The organism is Caballeronia sp. LZ032 (assembly GCF_031451315.1).
Taxonomy (GTDB): domain Bacteria; phylum Pseudomonadota; class Gammaproteobacteria; order Burkholderiales; family Burkholderiaceae; genus Caballeronia.
In genome coordinates, this window is sequence record NZ_JARUXP010000001.1 from 3040765 (window position 1) to 3066680 (window position 25916).

Consider the following 25916-nt stretch of genomic DNA (forward strand, 5'->3'; position numbering starts at 1 on the left):
TATTTCTGGAGCGCGAATGGTCTTGAAGCGAGTCCTGAGGTCGGAAGAAAGCATATCACGCAACGTTTGCGCGACATCGGAACACGCGCCGGAGAAATTGCTTAAGAGTGAGCCCAAGAGTGCGCTGCGCGCGACCCTGCTCGAACGTCGCGAAGCGCTGGCTGAACAGCCGGGTTACGCCGCCCTGCACGCCGCCCTCGCCGCGCGCCTGCGCGAGGCCCTCGAACGCCACGCGGCGCAGTGCGTCGGCTTCTACTGGCCGGTGGCGGGCGAGTTCGACGCGCGCGATGTCATCACGCGCTGGCTCGCCGAAGACGCGTCACGTGAAGCGGCGCTGCCGGTCGTCGTCGAGCCGCGCGCGCCGATGGTCTTTCACGCATGGCGCGCCGATATGCCCATGAAGGAAGGCCGCTACCGGATTCCGGTGCCCGCCGAAGAGCGCGTCGGGGTGCCGGATCTGCTGCTGATTCCGTGTGTCGGTTTCGACGCGGATGGTTATCGGCTGGGATATGGCGGCGGCTATTACGACCGCACGCTGGCCGCGTGGCCGGGTGCGCGGCGGCCGGTCACGCTGGGCGTCGCGTTCGAGGCATGCCGCTGCGGCGCGCTGCCGCGCGAAATCCACGACCTGCCGCTCGACGCGATCGTCACGGAAGCCTGAGCCGGGCGCTACCTTGATTTATAGCGATGCCGCCGCGCGCGCGGCGGTGTCATACAGACCGGAAGCATTGCGCATCAGCTGCGCCGCTTCGCCGATCTGCTCGTTGGTGAGGCCGCTCTCGCGCAGCGTCTCGATCAGGCAAGCCTCGCGCACCTCGCGATACCGCCCGCACAATTCGCGCCCTGCCGGCGTCGCGGAGAAGAACACTTCCTTGCCGGTTTTCTCGCTCTGCACATAGCCGCGCCCGACCAGCTTCTTGAGCGCATACGTGGCGACGTGCGTGTCCTCGATATTCAGCACGAAGCAGATGTCGGCGAGCTTCTTCTTGCGGTCGCGATGGCTCACGTGGTGCAGCAGCGACACCTCCACTGCGGTCATGTCCTTGGCTCCCGCTGCCGACATGCAGCGCACCATCCAGCGATTGAACGCGTTTCCCGCCATGATGAGCCCGTACTCGAACTCCGACAGTTCCGCGCTGGTTTCGGACACGAGATGTTCGGAGGAGACGATCTTGGTGGGATGGCGCGGCATGGCATTCGCCCGTTATTAGTGTGCGTTGGAGTGTAGCGCAGGGCGTTTTTACCAGCGTACCGCGCGCCTCGGCGAAAACCTGTATTGATAATTTCTTGATAATTTATTGACAATGTACCATTCTGCGACGATGCGATGAGCGCCCGACCGGCACTTTTTCTTGTCGCGAAACAGCGAACTCAAGGCATGACCCAACCCAGTATTCATCCGCTCGGCGATTCCGCGCTGGTGCTCGACACCGCGCCGCCCGCCACGCTCGACTGCCAACGCCGCGTCTGGGCGCTGGCGGAACACGCCCGCCTGATGCCGCACGTCGTCGAAGTCGTGCCGGGCATGAACAACCTGACCCTCGTGTTCGACCCATTGGAAGTGGACTACGAAACGCTCGCGGCGCAGCTGCAGAGCGGCTGGGACGCCGTCCAGGCCACTGAAGCCGAGGCGGCTGAGATCGAGATTCCGGTGCGCTACGGCGGCGCGGACGGCCCGGATCTCGTCGAACTGGCGCGGCAGGTGGGCCTGTCCGTTGATGAAGTCGTGAAGCGGCACACGCAAGCCGAATACATCGTGTTCTTCCTGGGCTTCCAGCCGGGCTTCGCCTACCTGGGCGGGCTCGACCCCGCGCTGCACATGCCGCGCCGCGCCGAGCCGCGCCTCGAAGTGCCGGCGGGATCGGTGGGGATCGGCGGGGCGCAGACGGGCATTTATCCGGCGGTGTCGCCGGGCGGCTGGCAACTGCTTGGCCGCACCGAACTCAAGCTGTTCGATCCGGCCAGAAACCCGCCGACGCTGATGCAGCCCGGCGACCGCGTGCGCTTCACGGCGCTGGAGGTCCGCGCATGATCGACGTGATTCGCGCGGGCGTGCTCAGCTCGGTACAGGATCTCGGCCGCCCCGGCTATCGCCATCTGGGCGTGAGCTCGGGCGGCGCGCTCGATGCGCTGTCGCTCGAAGTGGGCAACCGCATCGTCGGCAACCGGCCGGATGCGGCGGGCATCGAGGTCACCTTCGGGCCGACCGTGCTGCGCTTCAAGCATGCGACACGCATTGCCATCGCTGGAACCGATTTCGGCGCCACGCTCGACGACAAGCCGGTCTATTCCTGGTGGAGCCTGCCGGTGCGCGCGGGCCAGGAACTGACGCTGCGCGCGGCCAAGCGCGGCATGCGCTGTTATGTGTGCATCGCGGGCGGCATCGACGTGCTGCCGATGCTCGGTTCGCGTTCCACCGATCTCGGCGCCTGCTTCGGCGGTCTCGGCGGCCGCGCGCTGCGCGACGGCGACCGTTTGCCCGTCGGCGTGCCGCAGCCGCACAAGGGCATTGCGTTCTCACCGGAAGAGCCTGCGTTCGGCGTGAAGGCGCCGGCGTGGTGCAAGTTCGTGCTGGTCGACGAACCGGTGCGGCGCGGCCGTCACGCGCCGGGCCTGGCGTGGGCGGTCCCGGTGCGCGTGCTGCGCGGTCCGGAATACGACAGCTTCGGCGATGCCGCCCAGCAGGCCTTCTGGAACGAGGAATGGACCATCACGCCAAACAGCAACCGCATGGGCTTCCGCCTCGCGGGCACGGCGCTCGAACGAACCCGCAAGGTGGAACTGCTGTCGCACGCGGTGTTGCCCGGCACGATCCAGGTGCCGCCGAACGGCCAGCCCATCATCCTGATGGGCGATGCCCAGACCACGGGCGGCTATCCGAAGATCGGCGCGGTCATCCGCGCGGACGTGTGGAAGCTCGCGCAGGTGCGGCTGAACGGCGGCGTGCGCTTCATCGAGACATCGGTGGAAGAGGCGCGCCATGCGCTCGCGGAAGAACGCCAGTATGTGAGCCAGGTGGAAACGGCCATCGCCATGCACGAGGAACGCATCGCGCGCGCAGGCGCATGAGGGCCGCGCCGGACGCCGCGCGTCGCGCGCAACATTCAACGTAAGGACTTGTACGAAACATCATGGAAATCGATCTCAATGCCGATCTCGGCGAAGGCTGCGGCACCGACGAAGCGCTGCTCGACCTCGTCAGCTCCGCCAACATCGCGTGCGGCTGGCACGCCGGCGGCGCCACCGCGATGCGCGACTGCGTGCGCTGGGCCGTCGAGAAAGGCGTGGCCATCGGCGCGCATCCGAGCTTCAACGACCCGGAGAACTTCGGCCGCAAGGAAATGGACCTGCCGCCCGAAGAGATCTACGCGGGCGTGCTGTATCAGCTGGGCGCGCTGTCGGCGATCGCGCAGGCGGAGGGCGGGCGCATCGCGCACGTGAAGCCGCACGGCGCGCTCTACAACCAGGCGGCGAGAAGCACGGACATCGCCGATGCGATCGTCTCCGCGGTGCGCGACTTCGACCCGTCGCTGCTCGTGTTCGGACTCGCCAACAGCGGGCTGGTGGAGGCCGCGCGGCGCGCCGGACTCATCGCGATCGAGGAAGTGTTCGCGGACCGCGGCTACCGCGCGGACGGCTCGCTCGTGCCGCGCAAGGAACCGGGCGCGCTGCTCGACGATGAAAACCTCGTGCTCGACCGCACGCTCGCGATGGTCCGCGAACAGCGCGTGCAGGCCGTGTCGGGCGAATGGGTGCCGCTCAACGCGCAGACCATCTGCCTGCACGGCGACGGCGCGCACGCGCTGGCGTTCGCGCGCCGGATCCGCGGCGCGCTCGCCGATGCGGGCATCGAGGTTCGCGCGGCGCACGCCGAATGACGCCTTCTCACTGAGTCAAAGCGCATCCCGCGCAACCGGGGCGCGTCAGCAAGCGGCCGGCAGAGCCGCGCAGTCGCAAGCAGCAAACCACAAGCAATAAAACCACGCGCCCGGTTCGAGGCGTGACGCTTGATCCGTTTGGAGAACTCATGGCAACCGCAGTCAACACCGCAGTCAACCTATGGCCGCTCATTGGCGTGGCCGTCATCATCGTGGGCTTTGTCCTGCGCTTCAATCCGATGCTGATCGTCGCCGCCGCCGCGATCATCACCGGGCTGGCGGCGCACTTCCCGGTCGAGAAAATCCTGACCGCGATCGGCAGCGGCTTTCTCAAGACCCGCAACATTCCGCTCATCATCTTGTTGCCGCTCGCGGTGATCGGACTGCTGGAGCGTCACGGCCTGCGCGAACGCGCGCAGATGTGGATTTCCAGCATCAAGGCGGCGACGGCCGGGCGCCTGCTGATCGTCTATCTGTTCGTGCGCGAGATCACGGCGGCGGTGGGCCTGACCGGGCTCGGCGGTCATCCGCAGATGGTGCGCCCGCTGCTCGCGCCGATGGCCGAAGGCGCCACCGAAGCCCGCTACGGCAAGCTGTCCGATACGGTGCGCCACAAGCTGCGCGCCTACTCGGCGGCGACTGACAACGTCGGCCTGTTCTTCGGCGAGGACATCTTCGTGGCGTTCGGCGCGATCGTGCTGATGACCACCTTCCTGAAGGAGGCGGGCATCGTGGTCGAACCGATGCATGTCGCCGTGTGGGGCATTCCCACGGCGATCTGTGCCTTCCTGATCCATGGCTTCCGCCTGTGGCTGCTCGACCGCAGACTCGCGCGCGAACTTGGCGCCCTGACGCGCAACGTCGCCGGAGAGAAGGCATGACGCTCACGATCAACTATCTGTTCTATCTCGTCGGCATCGTGCTCGTGGTCGTCGCGGGCATGATCCTCACGGACAAGTCGCATCCGCGCCGGCTCACCGCGGGCGGTTTCTGGCTGATCTACGCGCTGATCTTCCTGATCGGCGACTGGATTCCGGTGCCGGTCGTCGGCGTGCTGGTAGTCGCGATGGCGCTGATCGCCGGGTTCGGCGGCGTCACCGGCGCGAAGCCGAAGATGCTCTCCGAAGAAACCCGTCGCCAGAGCGCCGTGCGTCTCGGCAACAAGCTCTTCATTCCGGCGCTGACCATTCCGGTCGTGACCGTCGTCCTCACGCTCGGCGCGAAGTATCTGGTGTTCGGCGGCACGCCGCTGATCGAACTGAAGAACGTGACGCTGATCGGCTTCGGCGTCGGCTGCGTGATCGCGCTGGCGATTGCCTGCGTGATGACGCGCGATACCGTCGGCCAGTCGATGCGCGAAACGCGCCGCCTGATCGACGCGCTGTCGTGGGCCGCCGTGCTGCCGCAGATGCTCGGCATGCTCGGGCTGGTGTTCTCGGATGCGGGCGTGGGCAAGGCCGTCGCGCACGTGACGACCGCCTACGTCAACATGGACTACCGCTTCGTCGCGGTGGCGGTGTACGTGATCGGCATGGCGTTGTTCACGATGGTCATGGGCAACGGCTTCGCGGCGTTCCCGGTGATGACGGGCGGCGTCGGCGTGCCGATCCTGGTCGGCGTGTTCCACGGCAATCCCGCGACGATGGCCGCCATCGGCATGTTCTCGGGCTACTGCGGCACGCTGATGACGCCGATGGCCGCGAACTTCAACATCGTGCCTTCAGCGCTGCTCGAACTGCCCGACAAGAACGCGGTCATCAAGGTGCAGGTGCCGACCGCGCTGACGCTGTTGATCGCCAACATCTTCCTGCTGAACTGGCTGATGTTCATCTGAGCATCGGCGTGAGAGCACGCGGCTTCCGCGTGCTCTCGTGAAACTTCCCTCCTCGCAGTCCCCTTCCTTTCTTCCGCTTGTTTCCGCTTGTCAACCGCGCGCCGGCGTCGATAGCCGCGGCGGTTCGTCTCGTCCCCTTCCCTCGCGGCATCAGAACTTCGACGCAGGTCCGTCCGGATTTTTTGATGCTCGTCATCAGCATTGCAACCCGTGAGCATTGCGCTCAGGCATTCGAATGCGCGCGTGTGATCGCGATATTGGGCGCGGGAGTCAGAACCCTCTGACGACTGTCATTTGCAGGAATCGGACACTGCCCAGATTCAGAGCGCGCCTATGGTTGCATCCCGCGTCGATCAAGGAGACTGCGCACGTTTGGTTCGGCGCTCGCTCGACAAGTGAGGATGCAGAGTTGCTCCGCAAGTAACTCGTTGGCGTACTGCGTGCGATGCCGATCGCGTGTTTCCTGAATGAACCGAGGCGTGGCTTTTTCCGCCTTTCGCACATCGCGACTTTCGGGGAACTGATCTTTCGTCATCGATCCTGTCATGCGTTTGCCGACTTACAGCCATTTTCTGAATTTCCCGGCGGCCCCCGATTTGCTGTTTCGTTTGCTCGAGACGCTGCTCGTCATGGTCTGCTCGCTGGTCGCCGAAAGCCGCTTCGGTCACGCGGCCAACGCGGGTTACGACAGCGCCGTCACGGCCTTCGCGATCGTATTCGCGTTGAGTCTGTCGTCCGGTCTCCGTCTCAAGCGTCCGGCCCGGCGGGCATTGGCGCGGCACGTCCTGCTGCCGGCGCTGGGCTGGATCGTGTGCGAAGCGCTCGCGGTCGGGGTGGTCAACCGGATGCATCGCGGCTACGCGCCTTCGATGGACTGGTTCGTCTGCCTGAGCGGCCTGACGGCGGGTGGCGTGATCCTCTGCCGACTTGGCGAACGCATGGCGGGCGCGCGACGCTTTTCAGTGGCGGTGGTCGGTCGCGGCGAGCGCTGCGCGGCATTCGTGCGGCGCGTGATGGCGATGCCCGACGCGGGTTACGGGATCGGCGCCGTATTCGACCTGGATCCTGAATCGGATGCGTGTTACCCGGGCGCGCTGCGCTTGCGCGACATCGAGACATTCGCCGCGCACGTGCGCGCGCATCGCATCAACGAAGTGTGGCTCGTGCTGCCGCTCACCGACGAAGCGACGCTGCAGCGCTTTCTCGAGACATTCCGCAACGATTTCGTCAACATCCGGTTCATTCCGGACGTCCGCGGCGTCGCGCGCTTTCGCAGCGAGAGCGCCGATCTCGATACCACGCTCGCCATCAACCTTGTCGCGGCGCCCCTCACCGGCGATGCGGTCGCCGCCAAGACGCTGTTCGACCTGGTCTTCGCCACCTGCGCGATCGTGGCGTGCGCGCCGCTGCTGATTGCGATCGCGCTGGCCATCAAGGTGTCGTCGCGCGGCCCGGTGCTGTTCCAGCAGCGGCGTCACGGTGCGAACGGCCAACCCTTCCAGATCTACAAGTTCCGCACGATGCGCGCGCATCAGCGCGATGACGGCGTGGTGGTGCAAGCCACCCGGAACGATCGGCGCATCACGGGCGTCGGCGCCTTCCTGCGCCGCACCAGCCTCGACGAGTTGCCGCAGTTCTTCAATGTGCTGCGCGGCGACATGTCCGTGGTCGGCCCCCGGCCGCATGCGATCGAGCACGACGCGCTGTATCAGAACATCGTCGACGACTACATCCACCGCTATCGCATCAAGCCCGGCATCACCGGCTGGGCCCAGGTCAACGGCCTGCGCGGCGAGACGAGCTCCGTGGAGATGATGCGTCAGCGCGTCGAACACGATCTCTTCTATCTCAGCAACTGGTCGTTCGCGTTCGACTTGCGCATCGTCGCGGCGACCGTCGTGCGCGGCCTCGTGCATCGCAACGCGTACTGAAGCGCAGGAACCCGACATGAAGCACTCGATACCGTCCCACATCGTCGCCGCGCTCGCGCTGACGGGGCTGCTGGGCGCCTGCGCGTCGGCGCCGGGCTTTCACATGCCGGTCGGCCCGAACGTGGCGGCGGGTCAGGAGGACAGCCGCTACACGGAGCCTTCGGCAGCCGCGCCCGCGCTGCCGGTCACGGAACTCGACCTGAGTCTCGTCCAGCGCTTCGCCGCCGAGCGCAAGGGACGGCAGGACCAGCAGGCAAAGCGTCTGTTCGCTGCGCCGGAGACCTATACGGTCGGCGCAGGCGACGTGCTGCAGATCGTCGTCTGGGACCACCCGGAGTTCGCCGCGGCGCTCGGACCGGCGCAGGGCCAGGGATCGGCGAAGGCGAGCGATCCGGCGGCAGGCTTCGTCGTGGACCAGGACGGCACGCTCCAGTTTCCGTACGCGGGCACGCTCAAGGTCGCGGGCCTGCGCACGGAGCAGATCCAGCAGCGCCTGCGCGCCGCGCTCGCGGCCTATCTGATCAAGCCGCAGGTCACCGTACGCATGGCGTCGTACCGCTCGCGCCAGGTCTATGTCGACGGTGAAGTGCGCAGCCCGGGCGCCCTGTCGTTGACCGACGTGCCGCTCAGTTTCTACGACGCCGTCGCCCGCGCGGGCGGCTTCAGCGAGAACGCGGATCAAAGCGATGTAGTCCTGGTGCGCGAGGGCGTCTCGCAGCGCATCGACGTGCCGCAGCTGCTTGCGCAGGATCTCAGCCCGTCACGGCTCTACCTGAGGGCCGGCGACATGTTGCGGGTCGCATCGCGCGATGAAAACGCGGTCTATGTGCTGGGCGAAGTCAACAAGCCGGGTTCCGCGCGGCCGCGCCGCGACGGCCGCCTGTCGCTCGCGGACGCGCTCGCTCAGGCGGGCAGCATCAATGCGAACACGGCCGACACGGCGCAGATGTTCGTGATCCGTTCACTCGATGGCACGCCGCAAGTCTTCCATCTCGACAGCCGTTCGCCGGTGTCGATGCTCGTCGCGAAGGACTTCGAGCTGCAGCCGAACGACGTCGTCTATGTCGACGGCAACGGCCTCGTGCGGTTCAACCGCGTGCTGACCTTGCTGATGCCGCTGATCAGCTCGGGACTCACGGCGGGAGTGATCGCGAAATGATCCGCTCCGTGCTGATGGTCTGTGAGGGAAACATCTGCCGTAGCCCGTTGGCGGCGGCGCTGCTCGCTCAGGCGATGCCGGGGATCGAGGTGGGATCCGCCGGCACGCATGCGCTGACCGGCCAGCCGGCGGACCCGCAGGCTGTCGAACTGATGCGGGCGCGCGGCATCGACCTGTCGGGTCACGTGGCGCGCCCGGCGAGTTCCGTATTGCTGCGTCGTCACGATCTCATCCTCGTCATGGCGCTCGGCCAGCGCGAGACGCTGCTCGCGCGCCACCCCTTCGCGCGCGGCCGTGTCTACCGGCTGATGCACGCCGCCCAGCGCGATGTCGGCGATCCATACCGGCAGGGCCGCGCGGCCTTTGAAGCTGCGCTCGCGCACATCGAATCCGGCCTGCGCGAATGGCTCGGCCGTCTGCGCCCTGCCTCGCATGCCACGCCCTGAACCCGACCAGCGCAATCGCACCGTCCGACCGGCCGCTGCCCCGGTGCGCCGCGCTCCACTTTCCAGATAGATCCATTCATGTCCTACCCCGATCGACACGGCCTGGCCGCCAGCGCCGAACTCGATGTCATTACGCTCCTCGACACGCTTCTCACGAACGCGCGGCGCATCGTCCTGATCGTGTCCGTGGTCGGGCTGGCCGGCATCGGCTGGAGTTTTCTGTGGCCGCCGAAGTATCAGGCGGACATCCTGATCCAGGTCGAGGACGGCGCCGCCGCGGGCTTGGCCGGCAATCTTCCCAGCCAGATGTCGACGTTTTTCGACGTCAAGTCCTCCGCCGCGGCGGAGGCTCAGATCATCACGTCGCGCCTCGTGGTCTCGCGCGCCGTCGAGAGGCAGCATCTGCACATCGAGGCGGCGCCGGTGCGTTTCCCGTTGATCGGCGATTTCGTTTCGCGCTTTCAGGAGGGTCCGCTCGCTCCCGGCGTGTTCGGCTTTGGCGGCTACGCATGGGGCCGCGAGCGCGCCGACGTGAGCCGCCTCGACGTGCCGGCGCCATGGCAGGACGAGCCCTTCACGCTGAAGGTGGAGGCCGGAGGCCGATACACGCTCGCCGGCGCCTTGCTCGACGTCCCGCTGCACGGGCGCGTCGGCGCCGAGAGCCGCGTGAACACGCCGTCCGGGCCGCTGATCATCACCGTGGCGAGCCTCGACGCGCGTCCGGGCACCGCCTTTTCCGTGATCCGGCACGGCTTCGACGACACCGTCGTCAAGCTCCAGCAACGCCTCGACGTCCAGGAAAAGGTCAGGCAGTCGGGCGTGATCGTCGCGACCTTGCTGGGACGCGACGCAGAGCGCACCAGCCGCACGCTGCGCGAGATTGGCGAGCAGTACGTCCGTCAGAACGTGGAGCGCAAATATGCCGATGCGGCTCAATCGCTCGGCTTCCTGATGGCGCAACTGCCTGAGCTGAAACGGCAGCTTGATGACGCGCAGGCGCGCTACACCCGCATGCGCGACGAGCGCGGCGTCATCGATGTGCCGACGCAGATCGCGACCGGAATGCAGCAGCAGGCGGAAGCGCGTGCCCAGTTGATCGTCCTGCAGCAGAAGCGCGCGGAACTCGCGACCCGCTACACGCCGCAGCACCCGGGCGTGGTGGCGGCGGACCGGCAGATCGCGCTGCTGCGTGCGCAGATCGCCGCCTTCGACTCCGCGCTGGCCCGCCTGCCCGATATCGAACAGACGGCCGCCCGGCTCACGCTGGACGTGAAGGTCAGCACCGACCTCTATACCTCGACGCTCGCCAACGCGCAGCAGTTGCAACTCGTCAAGGCCGGCAGGGTCGGCAGCGTCCGGATGATCGACGCGCCGATCGTCGCGCAAGATCCCGCGTGGCCGAAACGGCCGCTCGTGGCGGCCGCTTCGCTGCTGGGCGGCCTGCTCGCCGGCCTTGCCTATGCATTCGTGCGGGAGTTCCTGGCCGGCGCGGTCCACTCGGCCGATGAAATCGAGCGCGGCACGGGCTTGCCGGTGCTGGCGACGGTGCCCTTTTCAGCCGCGCAGCGTTTGCTTCGAACTGCGCTCGCGGGCCCGGAAGCCACGCGTGCCGCGCTGCTCGCCGTCGAGGCGCCGCACGATCGAGCCATCGAAAGCCTGCGCAGCCTGCGCACCGCGTTGCGCATGACCGGGCCGGATACGCCGGGCAAGGTGGTCGTAATCACGGGCGCGGCACCGAATGCCGGCAAGTCGTTCATCGCGCTCAATCTCGCCGCGGTGCTGGCCGCGACGGGCCTGCGTGTGCTGCTCATCGATGGCGATCTGCGCAGACCCTCCCTCAATGTCTGTCTGGGCGTGACGCGTGGCCCCGGCTGGTCGGACCTGATTGCGGGAAGCGTGAGCCCTGAGCGTGTCATTCACCGGATCGAAGCGCCTCGTCTGGATTTCGTCGCGGCGGGCTCACCGTCCGACCGCCCCGCCGAATTGCTGCTGTCCGCGCGGGCCGGCGAGCTGATCGACGCCCTGCGCGGCGCGTACGACTTCGTACTCGTCGACACGCCGCCGGTTCTCGCGGTGGAGGACGCGGCGTCGTTCACGTCGCAGGCCAGCGCGGTGTTGCTGGTGGCGAGAGCCGGCGAGACCCGGCTCGGCGAACTGAACGAGACGGTCAAGCGCCTCGGACATGGCGGCACGAAGCCCGCAGGCCTGATCCTCAACGGGCTGTCGATGCGCTCCGTCCGCGCGTCGCTGGGCAGAACGGGCTACCGCAGTTATGGCTACGGCGAGCCCCCCAGGGCGCAATGGCGAACCGCCCTTTCGTTGCTGCGCAGCCGGATGAAACGCACATGAAGCCGCCCGTTTCCATCAAGGGCAGCATGACGCCTGCCCGCGGGCGGCAGGCGCGCGCGGCCGACGTCGCAGCACAGCGCCGCCTGCGCGTCGCCATCGTGGTGGAAGCCGCGGCCGGCGGCATCGCCACCCATCTCGCCGATCTGCTTCCCGGTCTCGCGAAGCGCGGCGTCGAGGTGCATCTGATCGCGCGCCCCGATGGGGATCGCTTCGATTCTCACTGGCTGACCGCCGACTGCCTTGCCTCATGCTCGACGGTCACGCGCCTGCCCATGCAGCGCGCCATCGGCGCACGCGATCTCGTGTCCTTCGCGCGGCTCTACAGGACGCTCGCCGCGCTGCGACCGGACCTCGTGCACTCGCACAGCTCCAAGGCCGGCGTGCTCGCGCGCGCATGCCGCGGGCCCTGGCGTCACGTCTACACGCCGCACGCGGTCTTCACGCTGAATCCCACGCTCGGCGCCGTCGCGCGGCGGGCGATCGGCGCTGTCGAGGGCGGTTTCGGGCGCAGGCTGACCGATCGCATCATCGCTGTTTCGGATGACGAAGCGCGTCACCTGCACGAGGACCTGCACATCGGCCGCCCGCGTATCGCGACCATTCATAACGGCGTGCCCGAGTTCGAGCGCGTGAGCCGTGAAGCGGCGCGGCGCCGCCTGGGCCTGCGCGATGACGCCTTCGTCGTCGGCCTGGTGGGGCGCTTCGCGTTCCAGAAGGGTATCGATCGCTTCGTGTCGATCGCACGTCAGGTCGAGGAGCGGCTCGGCCGGCGCGTGCAGTTCGTCTGCATCGGCAGCGGCGACTTCTGCGCCGCGGCCGGCGTGGCGCTCGACGCGCTGCCGGCCAATCTGCACGTCGTCGGCGCCGTGCCCAACGCCCGGCGCTACTTCGGCGCATTCGATCTCTGCGCGCTGCCGAGTCGCTACGAGGGCTTCCCCTACGTCTATGTCGAATCGGTCGCCGCCGGCGTGCCGATCGTGTCCACGCGCGTCGCGGGCGCGGACGCGCTGGTCGCCGCACGCGACACCGGCGTCGTCGTGCCGAATCACGACGACCCGACGCCCTTCGCCGAAGCGGTGATCGCGCTCGCGACCGATGCGCAACGGCTCGCGCGGCTCAGATCCAACTGCGCGAGCGCTGCCGCCCATTTCACCTCCGAGCGGATGGTGTACGAAACCCTCGCCGTCTATCGGCATTGCATCCACGCCTGAACCATGAAAACGATCGAAAACATCGTGCTGTTGCACGCCTATAGCCGTCGCAATTCCGGTGACGGGTTGCTGGTCGATCTGTCCGCCGCCCTGTTGCGCGAGGCCTTCGGCGCACGCATTCGACTGGCTGTCGTTGCCGCCGACCCGTCGTCGTTCCCGGAATACGACGACGTGCTGCCCGCGCCGGTCATCGCGTCGAGCGGTCTTGCGCGGGTCGCCGCCGCGGCGGGCACCGCCTGCCGCGTCGTCACGCCCGCGGCGGCGCGATTGCGCGAGCGTCTGTCGCAGTGCGATCTGATCGTCGGGGTCGGCGGCGGCTACTTGCGTGCGCGCAATGGCGTCGAGGCGGCCAAGCTGGCGCTCGGGCATCTCGTGCAGGCGGACGCCGCACGCGCCGCGCGCAAGCCAACGGTGTATCTGCCGCAAAGCATCGGGCCGGCGATGAGCTGTTCGTCCGCCCTGTCGGATCGGGCCGCCGGCCGGCTGCGCGAAGCACTGGCGGGGTGCGCTACGGTGTGCGTGCGCGACGACCGCTCCGAGGCCTTTCTTGCCGGCAACGCGAACGTCATGCGCATGCCGGATCTGGCCGTGCTCGAATTCGCCCGGTCGCGCGACGCCGTGCTGGCGCAGGCCGCAGCACGTCCGCACGGCGTGCGGCACGTCGCCCTGGTGCTGCGCGACGCGCCGAGCTGGAGCCGCCCGCAACGCGAACGCTACGCGCAGTCGACGCGCGAACTGATTGCCTTGCTGCGCAACGAGTGCCGGCTCAGTTTCGCGGTGCAGAGCACGGGGCGCGGCAACGACGACGCCGCCTACTACCGGCGGCTGGGCATCGGCGAGACGCTGCCGGGTCTGCGCCATCTGCTGGAGCACGACACGCCGGATGTGGTCGTGTCGGTGCGCCTGCACGGCGCACTCGAGTCCCTGTTGCATGGCGTGCCCGCGTTCCATCTCAGCTACGAGCGCAAGGGCTTCGGCGCGTACGGCGACCTCGCCATCCCGCGCTGGGTGGCGAATGCCGCGGATTTCGACGCCTCGTCGGTCGTGCAGCGCCTGTTCGCGCCGCACGCGCTGCCGGCGTTCTGGGACGCGACGGAGCGCGCGCTGACGCGTATCGCCGGGCAGCGGGCCGCGCTCATCGAGATACTGCGCCACGCCGCGGGCACGAAGACGATGCTCGGCCATCCGCGCCGCGACGCGCAGCGTCCGGTCGAAGCCTGAGGAACCGCGACGATGGTCTGGCGCCTCCTGTCGCGTGCGCTGTCCCTTGCGGCCAAGTTCGGACTGACGATCGTCCTCGCACGCACCTTGGGCCTGGGCGCGGTCGCCGACTACGGCTTGGCCGTCGCCGCTTCGGTCATCGCGTCGAAATTGTGCGGACTTGGTTTCGGCGCCGAACTGAACCGGCGCTTGAGCGAAGCGGATCCGCGTGCCGCGATCGCCACGGCGCGTGCGCTGCGGCGCGTCTATGGGATGCTCCATGCGAGCGCCCTGTGCGGCGCCATGACGGCTTCGCTGTGCGGCTGGCTCCCGGGCGCCGCATCCGACCCGCGAACGCTGGGTCTGCTGCTGTTGGTCGCGGCCAGCGAACACTATGCGATGGAGGTCAACGCCTATGTGTTTTCGGTGCACCGCGCGCGCGCCGGCTCCTCGATGTTGTTCGTGCGTACCGGCGGCTGGTCCGTCTTCGCCATAGCCGGTCTGCTGACGGGCGCGCTTGACGACGTGCGGGCCGTCTTCGTGCTGTGGACGGTGACGAATCTCGCGGTCATCCTGTGGGGCTGGGCGCTGCTTTCACGGCTGGCATCGGACGGCCGCATGCAGCATGGCGCGGCGCGTCCGGCAGCGGCGCTGCGCCCGGTCTGGCGCGCAGGCGTGCCGTTCCATGTCGGCGGCGTGCTGCTCGCCGGTTTGCAGTACGCGGAACGCCTTATCGCGTCGGCCTTGCTCCCGGCCGGGGAAGTCGGGCGCTACGTCTTCCTGTGGTCGGTCGCGAATGCGGTACAGACGATCGCGTTCGCGAGCGTCGGGGTGATCGCGGGGCCGCGTCTGGCGCGGGCGGCGGGTGGCTTGCAAGAGACCTGGCGCGCCACGCTGCGTGCATCCCTGCGCAGTAACGCCGCCGTGAGCGTGGCGGTGGCGCTGGGCATCGGCTGTGCCGCTCCACTCATCTTCTGGATGGCGAAGGAGCGCGCCACGGGGTTTGCCTGCCTGACCCTCGCCGTTCTGCTGGTTTCGTTCCTGCTGCGCTCCACGGGCGATGTGCTCTGGGCCGCCTGCATCGCGCGTAGCAGGGGGCGTCGGATCGTCGTTGCCCTGTGCTGTGCGGCGCTCGCTTCGCTGCCCCTTTCTTTCTGGCTCATTGCCGGTGACGGCGCGGGTCCGGGTACCGTCCGGATCGCGCTGGCTCATCTGCTCGCCAGCACCACGGCGCTGATCGCGCTCGGATGGGCCCAGCGCGGCCAACCGGCGGGAGCGCGCGCCGATGCTTGAGCGGATCATGCTCACGGGTCCCCGTCTCAGCCGCGGCGTGACGGCCTGGCTGGCGGGACTGGCTTCGTGCGCGTACCTTCTGCTGTTCGTGGCGGGCAGGTCGCTGCTGCCCGACTTTCTGTTTCGGGACGCCGACAAGATCCAGGCGCAGATGGACGGCGCGAGCACCTACGAGGGTTCGTCCTTCGATGCGGTGGGCCAGTTTTTTGCGCTCTTCGGTCCGACGCTGCTCGATGTCCTCGTGGTCGCGATTGGCATCGGGTTCATCCAGTGCATGCTGGCCCGCGCCAGACATGCCGGGGCGCTGGGGGTGGCGCTTCTGCTCGGCGCGCCCTGTGTCTTCTTCAACTTGTTCGTTGCATCGAAAGATACGCTGGTGGTGGCGATCTCACTGCTGATCGTGTGGTCGCTCGCGCGATGGCGCGTGGCGTTCACGGTGGCGTTCGGCGTGGGCGCCTATGTCGTCTACGCGCTGCTGGTGCGCCGCTATTTCCTGCTGATCGGCGCGGCTGCCGCGGCCGTGCTGCTGTTCCGGCGTGCCGGCCGGCGCGGACGGATCGTGCTGGCGGGCCTGCTCGTGCTCGCCCTGCTGCTGTTGCCGTCGGGCGCGTACACCGCGCTCCTGCTGCCCCGCGACATGGCGGTCGACTATCTCATGGTCCAGTCGCCCTTCGGCGCGCGCACGAGCTTTCACAACCTGATGCCGCCGGATTCCTTCGCGGCGTTCTGTATCGACTATGTCCATGCCGTGGTGAGGCTGCATCTGCCGCTGCTGTTTTCGCCCGATCCGCGCGGCCTCGCCATGCAGGTGTTCGTCATCGTCGCCTGGCGATCCGCGCGGCCCTTCCGGCACATCGCCGACGCGAACCCCGTCATGGACGTGCTCGCGTGTCTGGTCATGGGGCATATCGCCGTTTCAATGCTGTTCGAGCCCGATCTCGGCAGCTACGTGCGGCATCTGTCGAGCGTGTCGCTCTTCTGCATGACCCTGCTCGCTGCCCGGGCCGATGCCGCCCGGTCCCTGCATGCCGGGCATCAGCGGCCGCCGGACGCCTTGCCGACATAGTCGAGCACCGGTGCGAGCGCGGGCTTGGGCGCGCCGTCGGCGTCGACGAGGCCGAAACTGCGTTCCCGCTCATTGCCCGCCCGCGCGGTGTCCTTCCACTCGTAAAGGGAGACGAGGGAGGCGCTCAGTGTGTCGAGCGCGGCAACGAACGCATCGACGCGGCTTGCCTGCCCTGCCGGGCTGCTCGTGACTGCGCCCCGGGACGGCGCGCCCCATTCGGTGATGGCCGCAGGCAGCCCGTAGCGGTCGCGCAGACGTCGGGCGGTGGCGTTGATCTGGGCGGAGGTCATTCCGTATGCGTGATACGACACGGTATCGATGCAGCCCGGCGACGCTGCGAGCACGGCGTCCAGCAGCGCTCCGGCCGTATTGTCGCGGCGCGGCGCGTGCGCAAAGCCGAAGCCCGCCACTTGAACGTGAAGCGGCGCGCGCCGGAGTTCGTCGCAGACGCCGTGCATGAACGGCGCAAAGGTCTCGCGGACGTTTCCCGTGGGCCAGTAGCGGTCCAGATCCGGCTCGTTCCACAGCTCGATGCCGATCAGTTCGGGCGCATAGGTGCGCGCCACGGCGCGCACCTGCATGCCGAAACGCTTGCCGGCGAGGTTCAGAAGCCGGCCGCCCGTCTCGCCCGATGCCAGCAGCGGACGGGTCGAGCGCAGGGTCAGCAGGACGGGCAGCCTGGCGCGCGTCGCGAGGTCGAAAGCCGACGCGACACGCTGCATGTAGGCGGTATCGTCCATGTGGTCCGTCCATACGCCAAGGCGAATAAAACGGAAGCCGGCGCGCGCGATCGCTCTGGCGTCCTGCTCAGTGAAGGTCTCGATCTTGACCTGCACGCCGACAGGCGGAGGACCCGCGCTTGCGGAGATCGGCGCGGCATCGCCGGAACGGGCTCGGGCCGGCGCCAACGAGAAGATGAATGAGAGGATGAGCGCGATAGCCCATGACATCGCGATGAAGCAGCGGATCAGCAATGGCGTGCGCACGGGTGGAGACAGGTGTGCGCGGTCGGCGCAGCGGATAGGAAGCAAAGACGCAGTGTAGAGTCTTTCCCTCACCGCGCATGTGAAGAAGTGTCGTCACGCGGGGAAGCATCGTCAATCGATGTGGATCGGCCTCACGCCGGCTCGACCACGAAGCCTCGCTTCCTGAGCAGCTCCAGCACGCCGCGCGGCCCGCCCAGATGCAATGCCCCGATGGCCACGAACACGGGTTTATCCGGCGCCGCCATCTGCACCATGCGCTGCACGAAGCGCCGGTTGCGTTCATACACCACGCGATTGTCGACCTGGGCGGCCAGCGACCGGTTCCTGGCCAGCTTGCTCGACTTCGCATCGTCCCAGGCCTTGAGCGCGTCCGCATCGCCGATGCGCCACAGCCGGTGCAGTTCCTTTACATCCGCGATGTTCTCGGCCGGCGTCTGCACGAGATCCTGTCCGAGCATCTCGCGCTGCTGCGCCGACGTCAGCCGCGTGAAGGTGGAAATCTGTTCGTTCAACGACTCCAGCCCGACAATCTTTCCGCGCGCCCGCAGATAGACGTTCTGCAACTGCGCCTCGGTGCCGTACTCGCTTTCGAAACCGGCCTTGAGCGTGTCGTAGGTTTCGATCAGCATCGACGCCAGCCACGGCCGCGTGTGCCGCAACTGCTTCAGCGCCTCCGGATGCGAGCGCATGCGCGTCTCGACCTGCTGCCACATCGGATCGGGCAGATAGTCGAGCAGGCACTCGCTGCGGCACATGCCGTAGCGGTTCACGTCTTCCTGGGACAGCAGGAGGTCGTCGGGGGAAATCTCGAGCGCGAGCGTAGGCGACGCTTCGAGCGCGGCGAGTATGCGTGCGCGAAACGGTTGCTCGGGCGGATAGTCGTTCGGGAAACCGACGTGCAGCGTGCCGAGCACGTAAATGGTTGTGGCGCCCTTGGTCGCGACGTAGAACGGCATGCGCGGCGGCTGCGCGCGGACCGGGCCGCTTGCCGTGGTGCCGTTCGAGCGGTCGGTGCGCGGCGGAGATACTTGCCGGGAAGGCGCGGCGGCCGGTCCGGCGTCGCCGGCGGCCTGCGGGGTGCGCGAACCGCCGACGGCAAAACTGTCGGAAGCCACGCAAAGTCCGGCCGTAAACAGCACGAGCGACAGCGCAAGGGCTGTCGCATGGGCGAACGCCGCGCGGAAGAAGCGCGGCTTGACGTGTGAATCCGGCACGACCGACATCTTAAAACATTCGTGTGTCGGCCCGTCCATTCGTCTGCATGAATCAACGCGAAGTCGCGCAGGGCCGACCGGGAAATCAGCCCTCGTCTTCGCCGACCTCCTCCGCGCGATGACACGACACCTGCCGTCCGTCCACCACGCGCAGCTTCGGCTCCTCGGCGCGGCAGCGTTCGATCGCATACGGGCAGCGCTGATGGAACGTGCAGCCCGAAGGCGGATTGAGCGGCGACGGCATTTCGCCCTGCAGCTTGATCTTGATGCGCCGGTCTTCCTCGAACAGCGCGGGCGTGGCGGACATCAGCGCGCGCGTGTACGGATGGCGCGGCCGGGCGTAGATGGTCTCCTTGTCGCCGAGTTCGGCGATGCCGCCAAAGTACATCACCATCACATCGTCGGCAATGTGCTCGACCACCGAGAGATTGTGCGAGATGAACACATAGCTCGTGCCGAACTGCTCCTGCAGGTCCATGAACAGATTGAGGATCTGCGCCTGGATGGAGACATCGAGCGCGGAGACCGGCTCGTCCGCGACGACGATCTGCGGATCGAGGATCATCGCGCGCGCAATCGCCACGCGCTGGCGCTGTCCGCCGGAGAACATGTGCGGATAGCGCGACGCATGCTCCGGACGCAGCCCGACCGTGCGCATCATGTGGGCGATGCGCTCGGCGCGTTCGGTGGCGCTGAGCTTGGTGTTGATCGCAAGCGGTTCGCCGAGCGTCTGCTCGACGGTCTTGCGCGGATTCAGCGAAGCGAACGGGTTCTGGAACACCATCTGGATGCGTTGCCTTAACTCGGCGACCTTCGCCTTGCTCGCGCCGGCGACATCATCGCCTTCGATCAGCAGGCGGCCCGACGTCGGCGTTTCGATCATCGTCAACTGACGGGCGAGCGTTGACTTCCCGCAGCCCGATTCGCCGACGACCGCGAGCGTATGCCCGCGCTTCAGTTCGAACGACACGCCGTTCAGCGCCTTCACCGTGCCGTGCTGGAACGCGCTGCGCTTCACGTCGTAATGTTTCGCAAGCTGGTCCGCCGCCAGCACGATGTCCTGATTCAGCTGCTTGGGTACGGCGTTCATCGCGCGCCTCCTTCCACCACTACGTCGATGTTCAACGGCTTGATGCAGCGCGCGCGCACCGCCGGATCGTTGCTGTCGAGCGAGAACAGGTCCGGCCGGCCCTTCCAGCATGCCTCGACGACATACTTGCAGCGCGGCGCAAACAGACAGCCGCTCGGGCGATCGTCCTTGCCCGGCACCATGCCCGGCAGCGCCGCCAGCCGTGCGGCGCCGCGGCTATGCTCGGGAATCGCGGCGAGCAGCGCTTCGGTATAGGGATGATGCGGCTCACTGAAGATCGTCGGCACGTGATTCGTTTCGATGATCTCGCCCGCGTACATCACCGCCACGCGCTGCGCCACTTCGGAGACCACGGCGAGATCGTGCGAGATCAGCACCAGCGCCATGCCGCGTTCCTTCTGCAGGCGCACGAGCAGTTCCATGATCTGCGCCTGGATGGTTACGTCGAGCGCGGTGGTGGGCTCGTCGGCGATCAGCAGCTTGGGGTTGCACGCCACCGCCATCGCGATCATCACGCGCTGGTTCATGCCGCCCGACATCTGGTGCGGGAACGACTCGATGCGGCTCTTTGCATCCGGAATGCCGACCTGGTCGAGCAGTTCGACCGCGCGCTTGTGCAGCGCGTCGCCGCGCAGGCCCTCGTGCAGCTTCAGCACTTCCTTGATCTGATAGCCGACGGTGTAGCTCGGGTTCAGGCTCGTCAGCGCGTCCTGGAACACCATCGCGATGTCCTTGCCGATGATCCTGCGACGCTCGCGCGCCGAGGCCTTCAGCAAGTCCTTGCCGTCGAAGGTGACCTGGTCGGCGCTGACCTTGCCGGGCGCGTCGATGAGGCCCATCAGCGCCATCATCGTGACGCTTTTTCCCGAGCCGGATTCGCCGACCACGCCCACCACTTCGCCGGGCTTCACGGACAGGTCGATGCGATCGACGGCCTGCGTGCCACCGAACGTCACCTGCAGATTGCGGATAGTCAAAAGGTCATTCATGTCGTCAGCCCATCCGCTTCAGTTTCGGATCGAGCGCGTCGCGCAGCCCGTCGCCCAGGAGATTGATGACGAGCACCGAGATCAAAATCGAGAGGCCCGGCATGGTGACGATCCACCAGGCGCTTTCGATGTAGTCGCGCGCCGAGGCCAGCATCGCGCCCCACTCCGCCGCCGGCGGCTGCACGCCGAGGCCGAGGAAGCCGAGCGCGGCGGCATCGAGAATGGCGGACGAGAAACCGAGCGTGGCCTGCACGATCAGCGGCGCCGCGCAGTTGGGGAGCACTTGCGAGAACATCAGGCGCACGGTGCCCGCGCCGGCCACGCGCGAAGCCGTCACGTATTCCTTCTGCAACTCGCCGAGCGCGGAGGCGCGCGTGAGCCGCACATAGCCCGGCAGCGCGACGATGGCGATGGCGAGCATCGTGTTGACGAGTCCCGGCCCGATGATCGCCACGACCGCGACCGCCAGAAGCAGCGAGGGCAGCGCGAGCAGCACGTCCATGACGCGCATGATCGGCGTGTCGAGCCAGTGGAAGAACGCGGCCATGAGACCGAGCACGATGCCCGGAATCAGCGCCAGCACCACGGACACGAAGCCGATCCAGAACGACAGCCGAGCGCCGTACATGAGACGCGAGAGGATGTCGCGGCCGGCTTCGTCGGTGCCGAGCAGGAACATGCGGTTGCCGCCATCGAGCCACGCGGGCGGGATCTTCACGTAGTCGCGATATTGCTCGATCGGGCTATGCGGTGCGATCAGCGGCGCGAACAGCGCGACCAGGATCAGCAGCAGCACGATCAAACCTGCCACCACGGCGCCGCGATTGCGTGAGAAGTTGGCCCAGAATTCGCGGGCGGCCACCATGCGGCCGGAAGGCGGCGGCGTGATCGCTTGCGGGGGGAGATTGTTTTGGATGTCAGCCATGATCGTGTCGTGATTACCTCGTATGGCGAATGCGCGGATTCAGCACGCCGTAGAGCAGATCCACGACCAGATTCACGACGATCACGAGCGTCGCGATCATCAGAATGCCGCCCTGCACGACGGGATAGTCGCGCCGCGAGATGGCGTCGATGAGCCACTTGCCGACGCCCGGCCACGAGAACAGCGTCTCGGTCAGCACCGCGCCCGCGAGCAGCGTGCCAACCTGCAGGCCGATCACCGTGACGACGGGAATCAGCGCATTGCGCAACGCATGCACGATGACCACGCGCAACGGCGAGAGCCCCTTGGCGCGCGCGGTACGGATGTAGTCCTCGCGCAGCACTTCGAGCATCGAGGAGCGCGTCATGCGCGCGACCACTGCCAGCGGAATCGTGCCGAGCACGATGGTCGGCAGGATCAGATGGCTCACGGCCGAGGTGAAAGCGCCTTCGTCGGATGAGAACAGCGCGTCGATCAGCATGAAGCCGGTCACGTGCGGAATGTCGTATTCCACCGCGATGCGGCCCGACACCGGCGTCCAGCCGAGCTTCGCCGAGAAGAACATGATGAGGATCAAGCCCCACCAGAAGATCGGCATCGAATAGCCGGTGAGCGCGGTGCCCATCACGCCGTGATCGACGACCGTGCCGCGTTTCAGCGCCGCCGCGACACCCGCCGGCAGGCCGACGACGAGCGCGAAGATCATCGCGCAGATCGACAGTTCGACCGTGGCCGGAAAGCGTGCGAGGAACTCGCCCATCACGCTGGTGTTGGTGATGATCGAGGTGCCGAGATCGCCCTTGAGCGCATGCCCGACATAGGTGAGGTATTGGAGCGGAAGCGGCTGGTCGAGGCCGAGGCGCTTCATGGCTGCGGCGTGCATGGCCGGGTCCACGCCGCGCTCGCCCATCATCACTTCGATGGGGTCGCCCGGAATCAGGTGGATCAGCGCGAACGCGAGAATCGTGATGCCGATGAACGTCGGTATCACCATGCCTATGCGTCGCAAAACGAATCGGAACATGATCGCCCTTTTCGGTCTTGGGGGGACAAAAACGTATCCGGCGGCTTGGATCTCGTGGACCCGCGCCGCCGGACCTTGTACTTGTTATTTAGTGCAAAAAGCGTTCTGCTGCAAAGACTTGCCGCAAAGCTTATTGCATGCCGACGCCATCGAAGCGCACGTAGCCAAGCGGCTCGATCTTCATGTTCGTCACCTTCTTGCTGACCGGCTGATAGACCGTCGAGTGCGCAATCGGCGAGAAGGGCAGCTGCTGCGCGAAGATCTGCTGGGCGTCGGTGTAGGCCTTGGTGCGCGCGGCGACGTCGGTGGTCGAGCGGCCCTTCACGACGAGATCGTCGAACGGCTTGTAGCACCACTTCGAGAAGTTGCTGCCCTTGACCGCATCGCAGCCGAGCAGCGTGCCGAGCCAGTTGTCGGGATCGCCGTTGTCGCCGGTCCAGCCGATCAGCAGCGCATCATGCTCTCCCGCGTGCGCGCGCTTCAGATACTCGCCCCACTCGTACGACACGATGTTCGCCTTCACGCCGATCTTGGCCCAGTCGGCCTGGATCATCTCCGCCATCAGGCGCGCGTTCGGGTTGTAGGCGCGCTGCACGGGCATCGCCCACAGCGTGATCTCCATGCCGTTCGGGAAGCCTGCCTTCGCGAGCAGCGCCTTTGCCTTCGCGGTGTCGTACGCCTGGCCCTTCAGGTTCTTGTCATAGGACCATTGCGTGGGCGGCATCGGTGCGGTGGCCGGCTGGCCCGCGCCCTGATACACGGAATCGATGATCGCCTTCTTGTTGATCGCCATGTCGAGCGCGCGGCGCACGTCGGTGTTGTCGAGGCCCTTCTTGGTCACGTTGTACGCAACATAACCTTCGTTGAAACCCGCCTGCGACGGCGTATCGACGTTCGATGCCGACTTCAGCGCCGCGATGTCGCCCGGACGCGGATAGCTCATCACCTGGCACTCGTTGCTCTTCAGCTTCTGCACGCGCACGGCGGCGTCCGGCGTGATCGAGAAGATCAGCTTCGAGATCTGCACCGCGTTCGGCTTCCAGTAGTCCGGGTTGCCGTCGAAGCGGATGGTCGCGTCCTTCGTATAGCTGCGGAAGATGAACGGGCCCGTGCCGACCGGCTGCTGGTTGATGTCGGCGGCCTTGCCGTCCTTCAGCAGCTTGTCCGCGTACTCGGCGGACAGGATCGATGCGTATTCCATCGCCATGTTCTGGATGAACGGCGCGCTGACTTCCTTCAGCGTGAACTTCACGGTGTACGGATCCACCTTCTCGATCTTCGAGATCAGCTTGTCCATGCCGAGGTCGGTGAAGTACGGGAACTGGACGTTGTATGCCTTGCGGAACGGATTGTTCGGGTCGAGCATGCGGTTGAACGTGAAGATCACGTCGTCCGCGTTGAATTCGCGCGTGGGCTTGAAGAACGACGTCGTCTGAAACTTCACGCCATGACGCAGGTGGAACGTGTAGGTCAGGCCATCCGGCGACACATCCCATTTCTCGGCGAGACCCGGCTCGACCTTCGTGCCGCCGCGCTCGAATTCAACCAGGCGGTTGTACACGGTGAACGTGTTCGCGGTGAAGTCGGTGCCGGTGGTGTACTGGGCGGGATCGAAGCCGGCGGGGCTGCCTTCCGAGCAGTACACCAGCGTCTTGTTGGGGATCGCGGCGTGCGCGACGGTGGCCGCGAACAGCGTCGCCGTAGCGATGGCGCCCGCGAGCGCAGGTCCGCGGACCGCTCGCAACAGGCTGTTTTTGTTCATGTTTTCCTCCAGGTCGATGCCGGCTTTCATTCCGGCGTAGCGCGAGTGTATAGGATCGCGTCGGGTGCTTTTTCAAGCGTTTGCGCGAATGCGGGCGCTACCGTAGCACGAACAAAAGTGGCTTGCGTAGTTGGTTTTCCCCACTAGAGTTTGTCGCCGATGGCGGGTCGATAAGAGCAGGTTATCGACCATACGCGCAAGTAATAGACCTTGGCGCGTCCATGCGCAAAGAGGAGATTCGTAAGGGAAGGGAAAGAACCGCGCGACGGACGCCGCGCGGTCAAAGCAGAAAGTGAAACTCAGGCAGACACTCAGGCGCTCTTGAAGCCGAGCCGCTCGCACACGGTCTTCGCGGCCCACGCGCCGTTCAGCGTGTAGAAATGCAGGCCGGGCGCACCGCCGTCGATGAGACGCTGGCACAACCCCGTCACCACATCCACGCCGAAGGCGCGGATCGACTCGCGGTCGTCGCCGAAGCTTTCCAGCCGGCGCGCGACCCATTTCGGCACTTCGGCGCCGCACATGTCGGAGAAGCGCATCAGTTGCGAGAAGTTGGTGATCGGCATGATGCCCGGCACCACGGGTACGTCCACACCGAGCTTGCGCGCTTCCTCGACGAACCTGAAGTACGAGTCCGCGTTGAAGAAGTACTGCGTGATCGCGGAATTCGCGCCCGCCTTCACCTTGCGGGCGAAGTTCTCGAGATCGGCGCGCGGCGACTTCGATTGCGGATGAAACTCCGGATATGCGGCCACTTCGATGTTGAACCAGTCGCCGTGCTCCTGGCGGATGAACGCCACGAGTTCCGACGCATAGCGCAACTCGCCGACTTCGCCCATGCCCGAAGGCAGGTCGCCGCGCAGCGCGACGATATGGCGGATGCCGTGCCCGCGATAGTTCGAGAGGATCGCGCGCAGATTCTCCTTCGAGGAGCCGATGCACGACAGATGCGGCGCGGCTTCGAAGCCTTCCGCGGCCATCTCGAGCACGGTATCGAGCGTGCCTTGCTGCGTGGAGCCGCCCGCACCGAAAGTCACGGAGACGAACTTGGGCGAGAGCGTCTTCAGTTCGGCGCGGGTGGCGCGCAGCTTGTCCACGCCCTCTTGCGTCTTCGGCGGGAAAAACTCGAATGAAAGTTCGATCGGTTTCATGATGAGAAGGGATCGAGCGGCGGCGACGCAGGAGCGATCTGACTCAGCCGAAGTTGCGGTTGCCGAAAATCAGCGCCGACAACAGCCAGGACACGATGCTGTACAGGATCGAGCCGAAGAACGCGGACCAGAACCCCGAAACCTCGAACCCCTTCAGCAGTGACGAGCACAACCAGAAACACAGCGCGTTCACCACGAGGATGAAGAGGCCGAGCGTCAGGATCGTGACCGGCAGCGTAAGGAGGATGAGGACCGGGCGCAGGATGGCGTTGATGAGCCCCAGCACCACAGCGATGATGAGCGCCGTGCCGAAACTGCGAATATGAATCGACGGCACGAGATAGGTGATGATCAACAGCGCGAGCGCGTTGATCAGCCATGTCAGCAGCACGGTCATCGATGATTCTC

Annotated in this window: 24 protein-coding genes; 14 read left to right on the top strand and 10 right to left on the bottom strand. The window is 66.6% G+C overall.

Annotated elements, in window-relative coordinates:
* Positions 1-16: 16 nt before the first annotated feature.
* The gene (locus QCE69_RS14280) at positions 17-661 is read left to right on the top strand and encodes a 5-formyltetrahydrofolate cyclo-ligase (protein ID WP_309919037.1); all 645 of its coding nucleotides are present in this window, start codon (positions 17-19) and stop codon (positions 659-661) included.
* An 18-nt stretch (positions 662-679) separates the two neighbouring features.
* Here the strand turns inward: QCE69_RS14280 and QCE69_RS14285 are convergent, their stop codons facing one another.
* Positions 680-1192, bottom strand: coding sequence for a winged helix DNA-binding protein (locus QCE69_RS14285; RefSeq protein WP_309810607.1), 513 nt, complete (start codon positions 1190-1192; stop codon positions 680-682).
* Positions 1193-1378: 186 nt separating this feature from the next.
* Between QCE69_RS14285 and pxpB the strand changes: the two genes are divergently transcribed.
* The 13 genes from pxpB to QCE69_RS14350 all read left to right on the top strand — a co-directional run bounded on the left by pxpB (position 1379) and on the right by QCE69_RS14350 (position 16367).
* Positions 1379-2032: a 5-oxoprolinase subunit PxpB gene (gene pxpB, locus QCE69_RS14290; RefSeq protein ID WP_309931269.1), complete on the top strand. Its 654-nt coding sequence runs from the start codon at positions 1379-1381 to the stop codon at positions 2030-2032.
* On the top strand, positions 2029-3069 hold the full coding sequence (locus tag QCE69_RS14295; RefSeq protein ID WP_309810612.1) for a biotin-dependent carboxyltransferase family protein: 1041 nt from the start codon (positions 2029-2031) through the stop codon (positions 3067-3069). Before pxpB ends, QCE69_RS14295 begins: the two co-directional genes overlap by 4 nt.
* Positions 3070-3131: 62 nt before the next feature.
* The gene (gene pxpA, locus QCE69_RS14300) at positions 3132-3878 is read left to right on the top strand and encodes a 5-oxoprolinase subunit PxpA (RefSeq protein WP_309810614.1); all 747 of its coding nucleotides are present in this window, start codon (positions 3132-3134) and stop codon (positions 3876-3878) included.
* A gap of 149 nt (positions 3879-4027) precedes the next feature.
* Complete coding sequence (locus QCE69_RS14305; RefSeq protein WP_309919044.1) at positions 4028-4759, top strand: DUF969 domain-containing protein; 732 nt, start codon at positions 4028-4030, stop codon at positions 4757-4759.
* The gene (locus QCE69_RS14310; protein WP_309919047.1) at positions 4756-5712 is read left to right on the top strand and encodes a DUF979 domain-containing protein; all 957 of its coding nucleotides are present in this window, start codon (positions 4756-4758) and stop codon (positions 5710-5712) included. The genes QCE69_RS14305 and QCE69_RS14310 overlap by 4 nt, the downstream gene beginning before the upstream one ends.
* 545 nt (positions 5713-6257) lie before the next feature.
* Positions 6258-7643 (top strand): undecaprenyl-phosphate glucose phosphotransferase, encoded by a 1386-nt coding sequence (locus tag QCE69_RS14315; protein WP_309931271.1) that lies wholly within the window; start codon positions 6258-6260, stop codon positions 7641-7643.
* Positions 7644-7659: 16 nt separating this feature from the next.
* Positions 7660-8802: a polysaccharide biosynthesis/export family protein gene (locus QCE69_RS14320; protein ID WP_309919051.1), complete on the top strand. Its 1143-nt coding sequence runs from the start codon at positions 7660-7662 to the stop codon at positions 8800-8802.
* Positions 8799-9248: a low molecular weight protein-tyrosine-phosphatase gene (locus QCE69_RS14325; RefSeq protein WP_309931272.1), complete on the top strand. Its 450-nt coding sequence runs from the start codon at positions 8799-8801 to the stop codon at positions 9246-9248. The genes QCE69_RS14320 and QCE69_RS14325 overlap by 4 nt, the downstream gene beginning before the upstream one ends.
* A gap of 78 nt (positions 9249-9326) precedes the next feature.
* A complete protein-coding gene (locus tag QCE69_RS14330) occupies positions 9327-11597 on the top strand; it encodes a polysaccharide biosynthesis tyrosine autokinase (RefSeq protein ID WP_309931273.1) in 2271 nt (756 codons plus the stop codon).
* Positions 11594-12808, top strand: coding sequence for a glycosyltransferase family 4 protein (locus tag QCE69_RS14335; RefSeq protein ID WP_309931275.1), 1215 nt, complete (start codon positions 11594-11596; stop codon positions 12806-12808). The genes QCE69_RS14330 and QCE69_RS14335 overlap by 4 nt, the downstream gene beginning before the upstream one ends.
* A 3-nt stretch (positions 12809-12811) precedes the next feature.
* On the top strand, positions 12812-14029 hold the full coding sequence (locus QCE69_RS14340; RefSeq protein ID WP_309931277.1) for a polysaccharide pyruvyl transferase family protein: 1218 nt from the start codon (positions 12812-12814) through the stop codon (positions 14027-14029).
* Positions 14030-14041: 12 nt separating this feature from the next.
* A complete protein-coding gene (locus QCE69_RS14345; protein WP_309931279.1) occupies positions 14042-15301 on the top strand; it encodes a polysaccharide biosynthesis protein in 1260 nt (419 codons plus the stop codon).
* A 7-nt stretch (positions 15302-15308) separates the two neighbouring features.
* Positions 15309-16367, top strand: coding sequence for a hypothetical protein (locus QCE69_RS14350; protein WP_309931280.1), 1059 nt, complete (start codon positions 15309-15311; stop codon positions 16365-16367).
* Here QCE69_RS14350 and QCE69_RS14355 read toward each other — a convergent pair.
* The 9 genes from QCE69_RS14355 to QCE69_RS14395 form a co-directional block, all read right to left on the bottom strand.
* The gene (locus QCE69_RS14355; RefSeq protein WP_309931282.1) at positions 16337-17353 is read right to left on the bottom strand and encodes a hypothetical protein; all 1017 of its coding nucleotides are present in this window, start codon (positions 17351-17353) and stop codon (positions 16337-16339) included. The genes QCE69_RS14350 and QCE69_RS14355 overlap by 31 nt on opposite strands.
* A gap of 131 nt (positions 17354-17484) precedes the next feature.
* Positions 17485-18576 (bottom strand): TraB/GumN family protein, encoded by a 1092-nt coding sequence (locus tag QCE69_RS14360; protein WP_309931284.1) that lies wholly within the window; start codon positions 18574-18576, stop codon positions 17485-17487.
* 76 nt (positions 18577-18652) lie between these two features.
* Positions 18653-19657: a peptide ABC transporter ATP-binding protein gene (locus QCE69_RS14365; RefSeq protein WP_309919076.1), complete on the bottom strand. Its 1005-nt coding sequence runs from the start codon at positions 19655-19657 to the stop codon at positions 18653-18655.
* Positions 19654-20646, bottom strand: coding sequence for an ABC transporter ATP-binding protein (locus QCE69_RS14370; protein ID WP_309919079.1), 993 nt, complete (start codon positions 20644-20646; stop codon positions 19654-19656). Before QCE69_RS14370 ends, QCE69_RS14365 begins: the two co-directional genes overlap by 4 nt.
* 4 nt (positions 20647-20650) lie before the next feature.
* Entirely contained in the window at positions 20651-21571 is a 921-nt protein-coding gene (locus QCE69_RS14375; RefSeq protein WP_309810653.1) for an ABC transporter permease subunit, read from the bottom strand.
* Positions 21572-21584: 13 nt separating this feature from the next.
* Entirely contained in the window at positions 21585-22595 is a 1011-nt protein-coding gene (locus QCE69_RS14380; RefSeq protein ID WP_309919084.1) for an ABC transporter permease subunit, read from the bottom strand.
* Between the two features lie 130 nt (positions 22596-22725).
* Positions 22726-24357 (bottom strand): ABC transporter substrate-binding protein, encoded by a 1632-nt coding sequence (locus tag QCE69_RS14385; protein ID WP_309919087.1) that lies wholly within the window; start codon positions 24355-24357, stop codon positions 22726-22728.
* Positions 24358-24668: 311 nt separating this feature from the next.
* Positions 24669-25508, bottom strand: a complete 840-nt coding sequence (metF, locus tag QCE69_RS14390) for a methylenetetrahydrofolate reductase [NAD(P)H] (protein WP_309931285.1) — start codon at positions 25506-25508, stop codon at positions 24669-24671.
* A 43-nt stretch (positions 25509-25551) separates the two neighbouring features.
* On the bottom strand, positions 25552-25905 hold the full coding sequence (locus QCE69_RS14395; protein ID WP_309810664.1) for a phage holin family protein: 354 nt from the start codon (positions 25903-25905) through the stop codon (positions 25552-25554).
* Between the last annotated feature and the right edge of the window lie 11 nt (positions 25906-25916).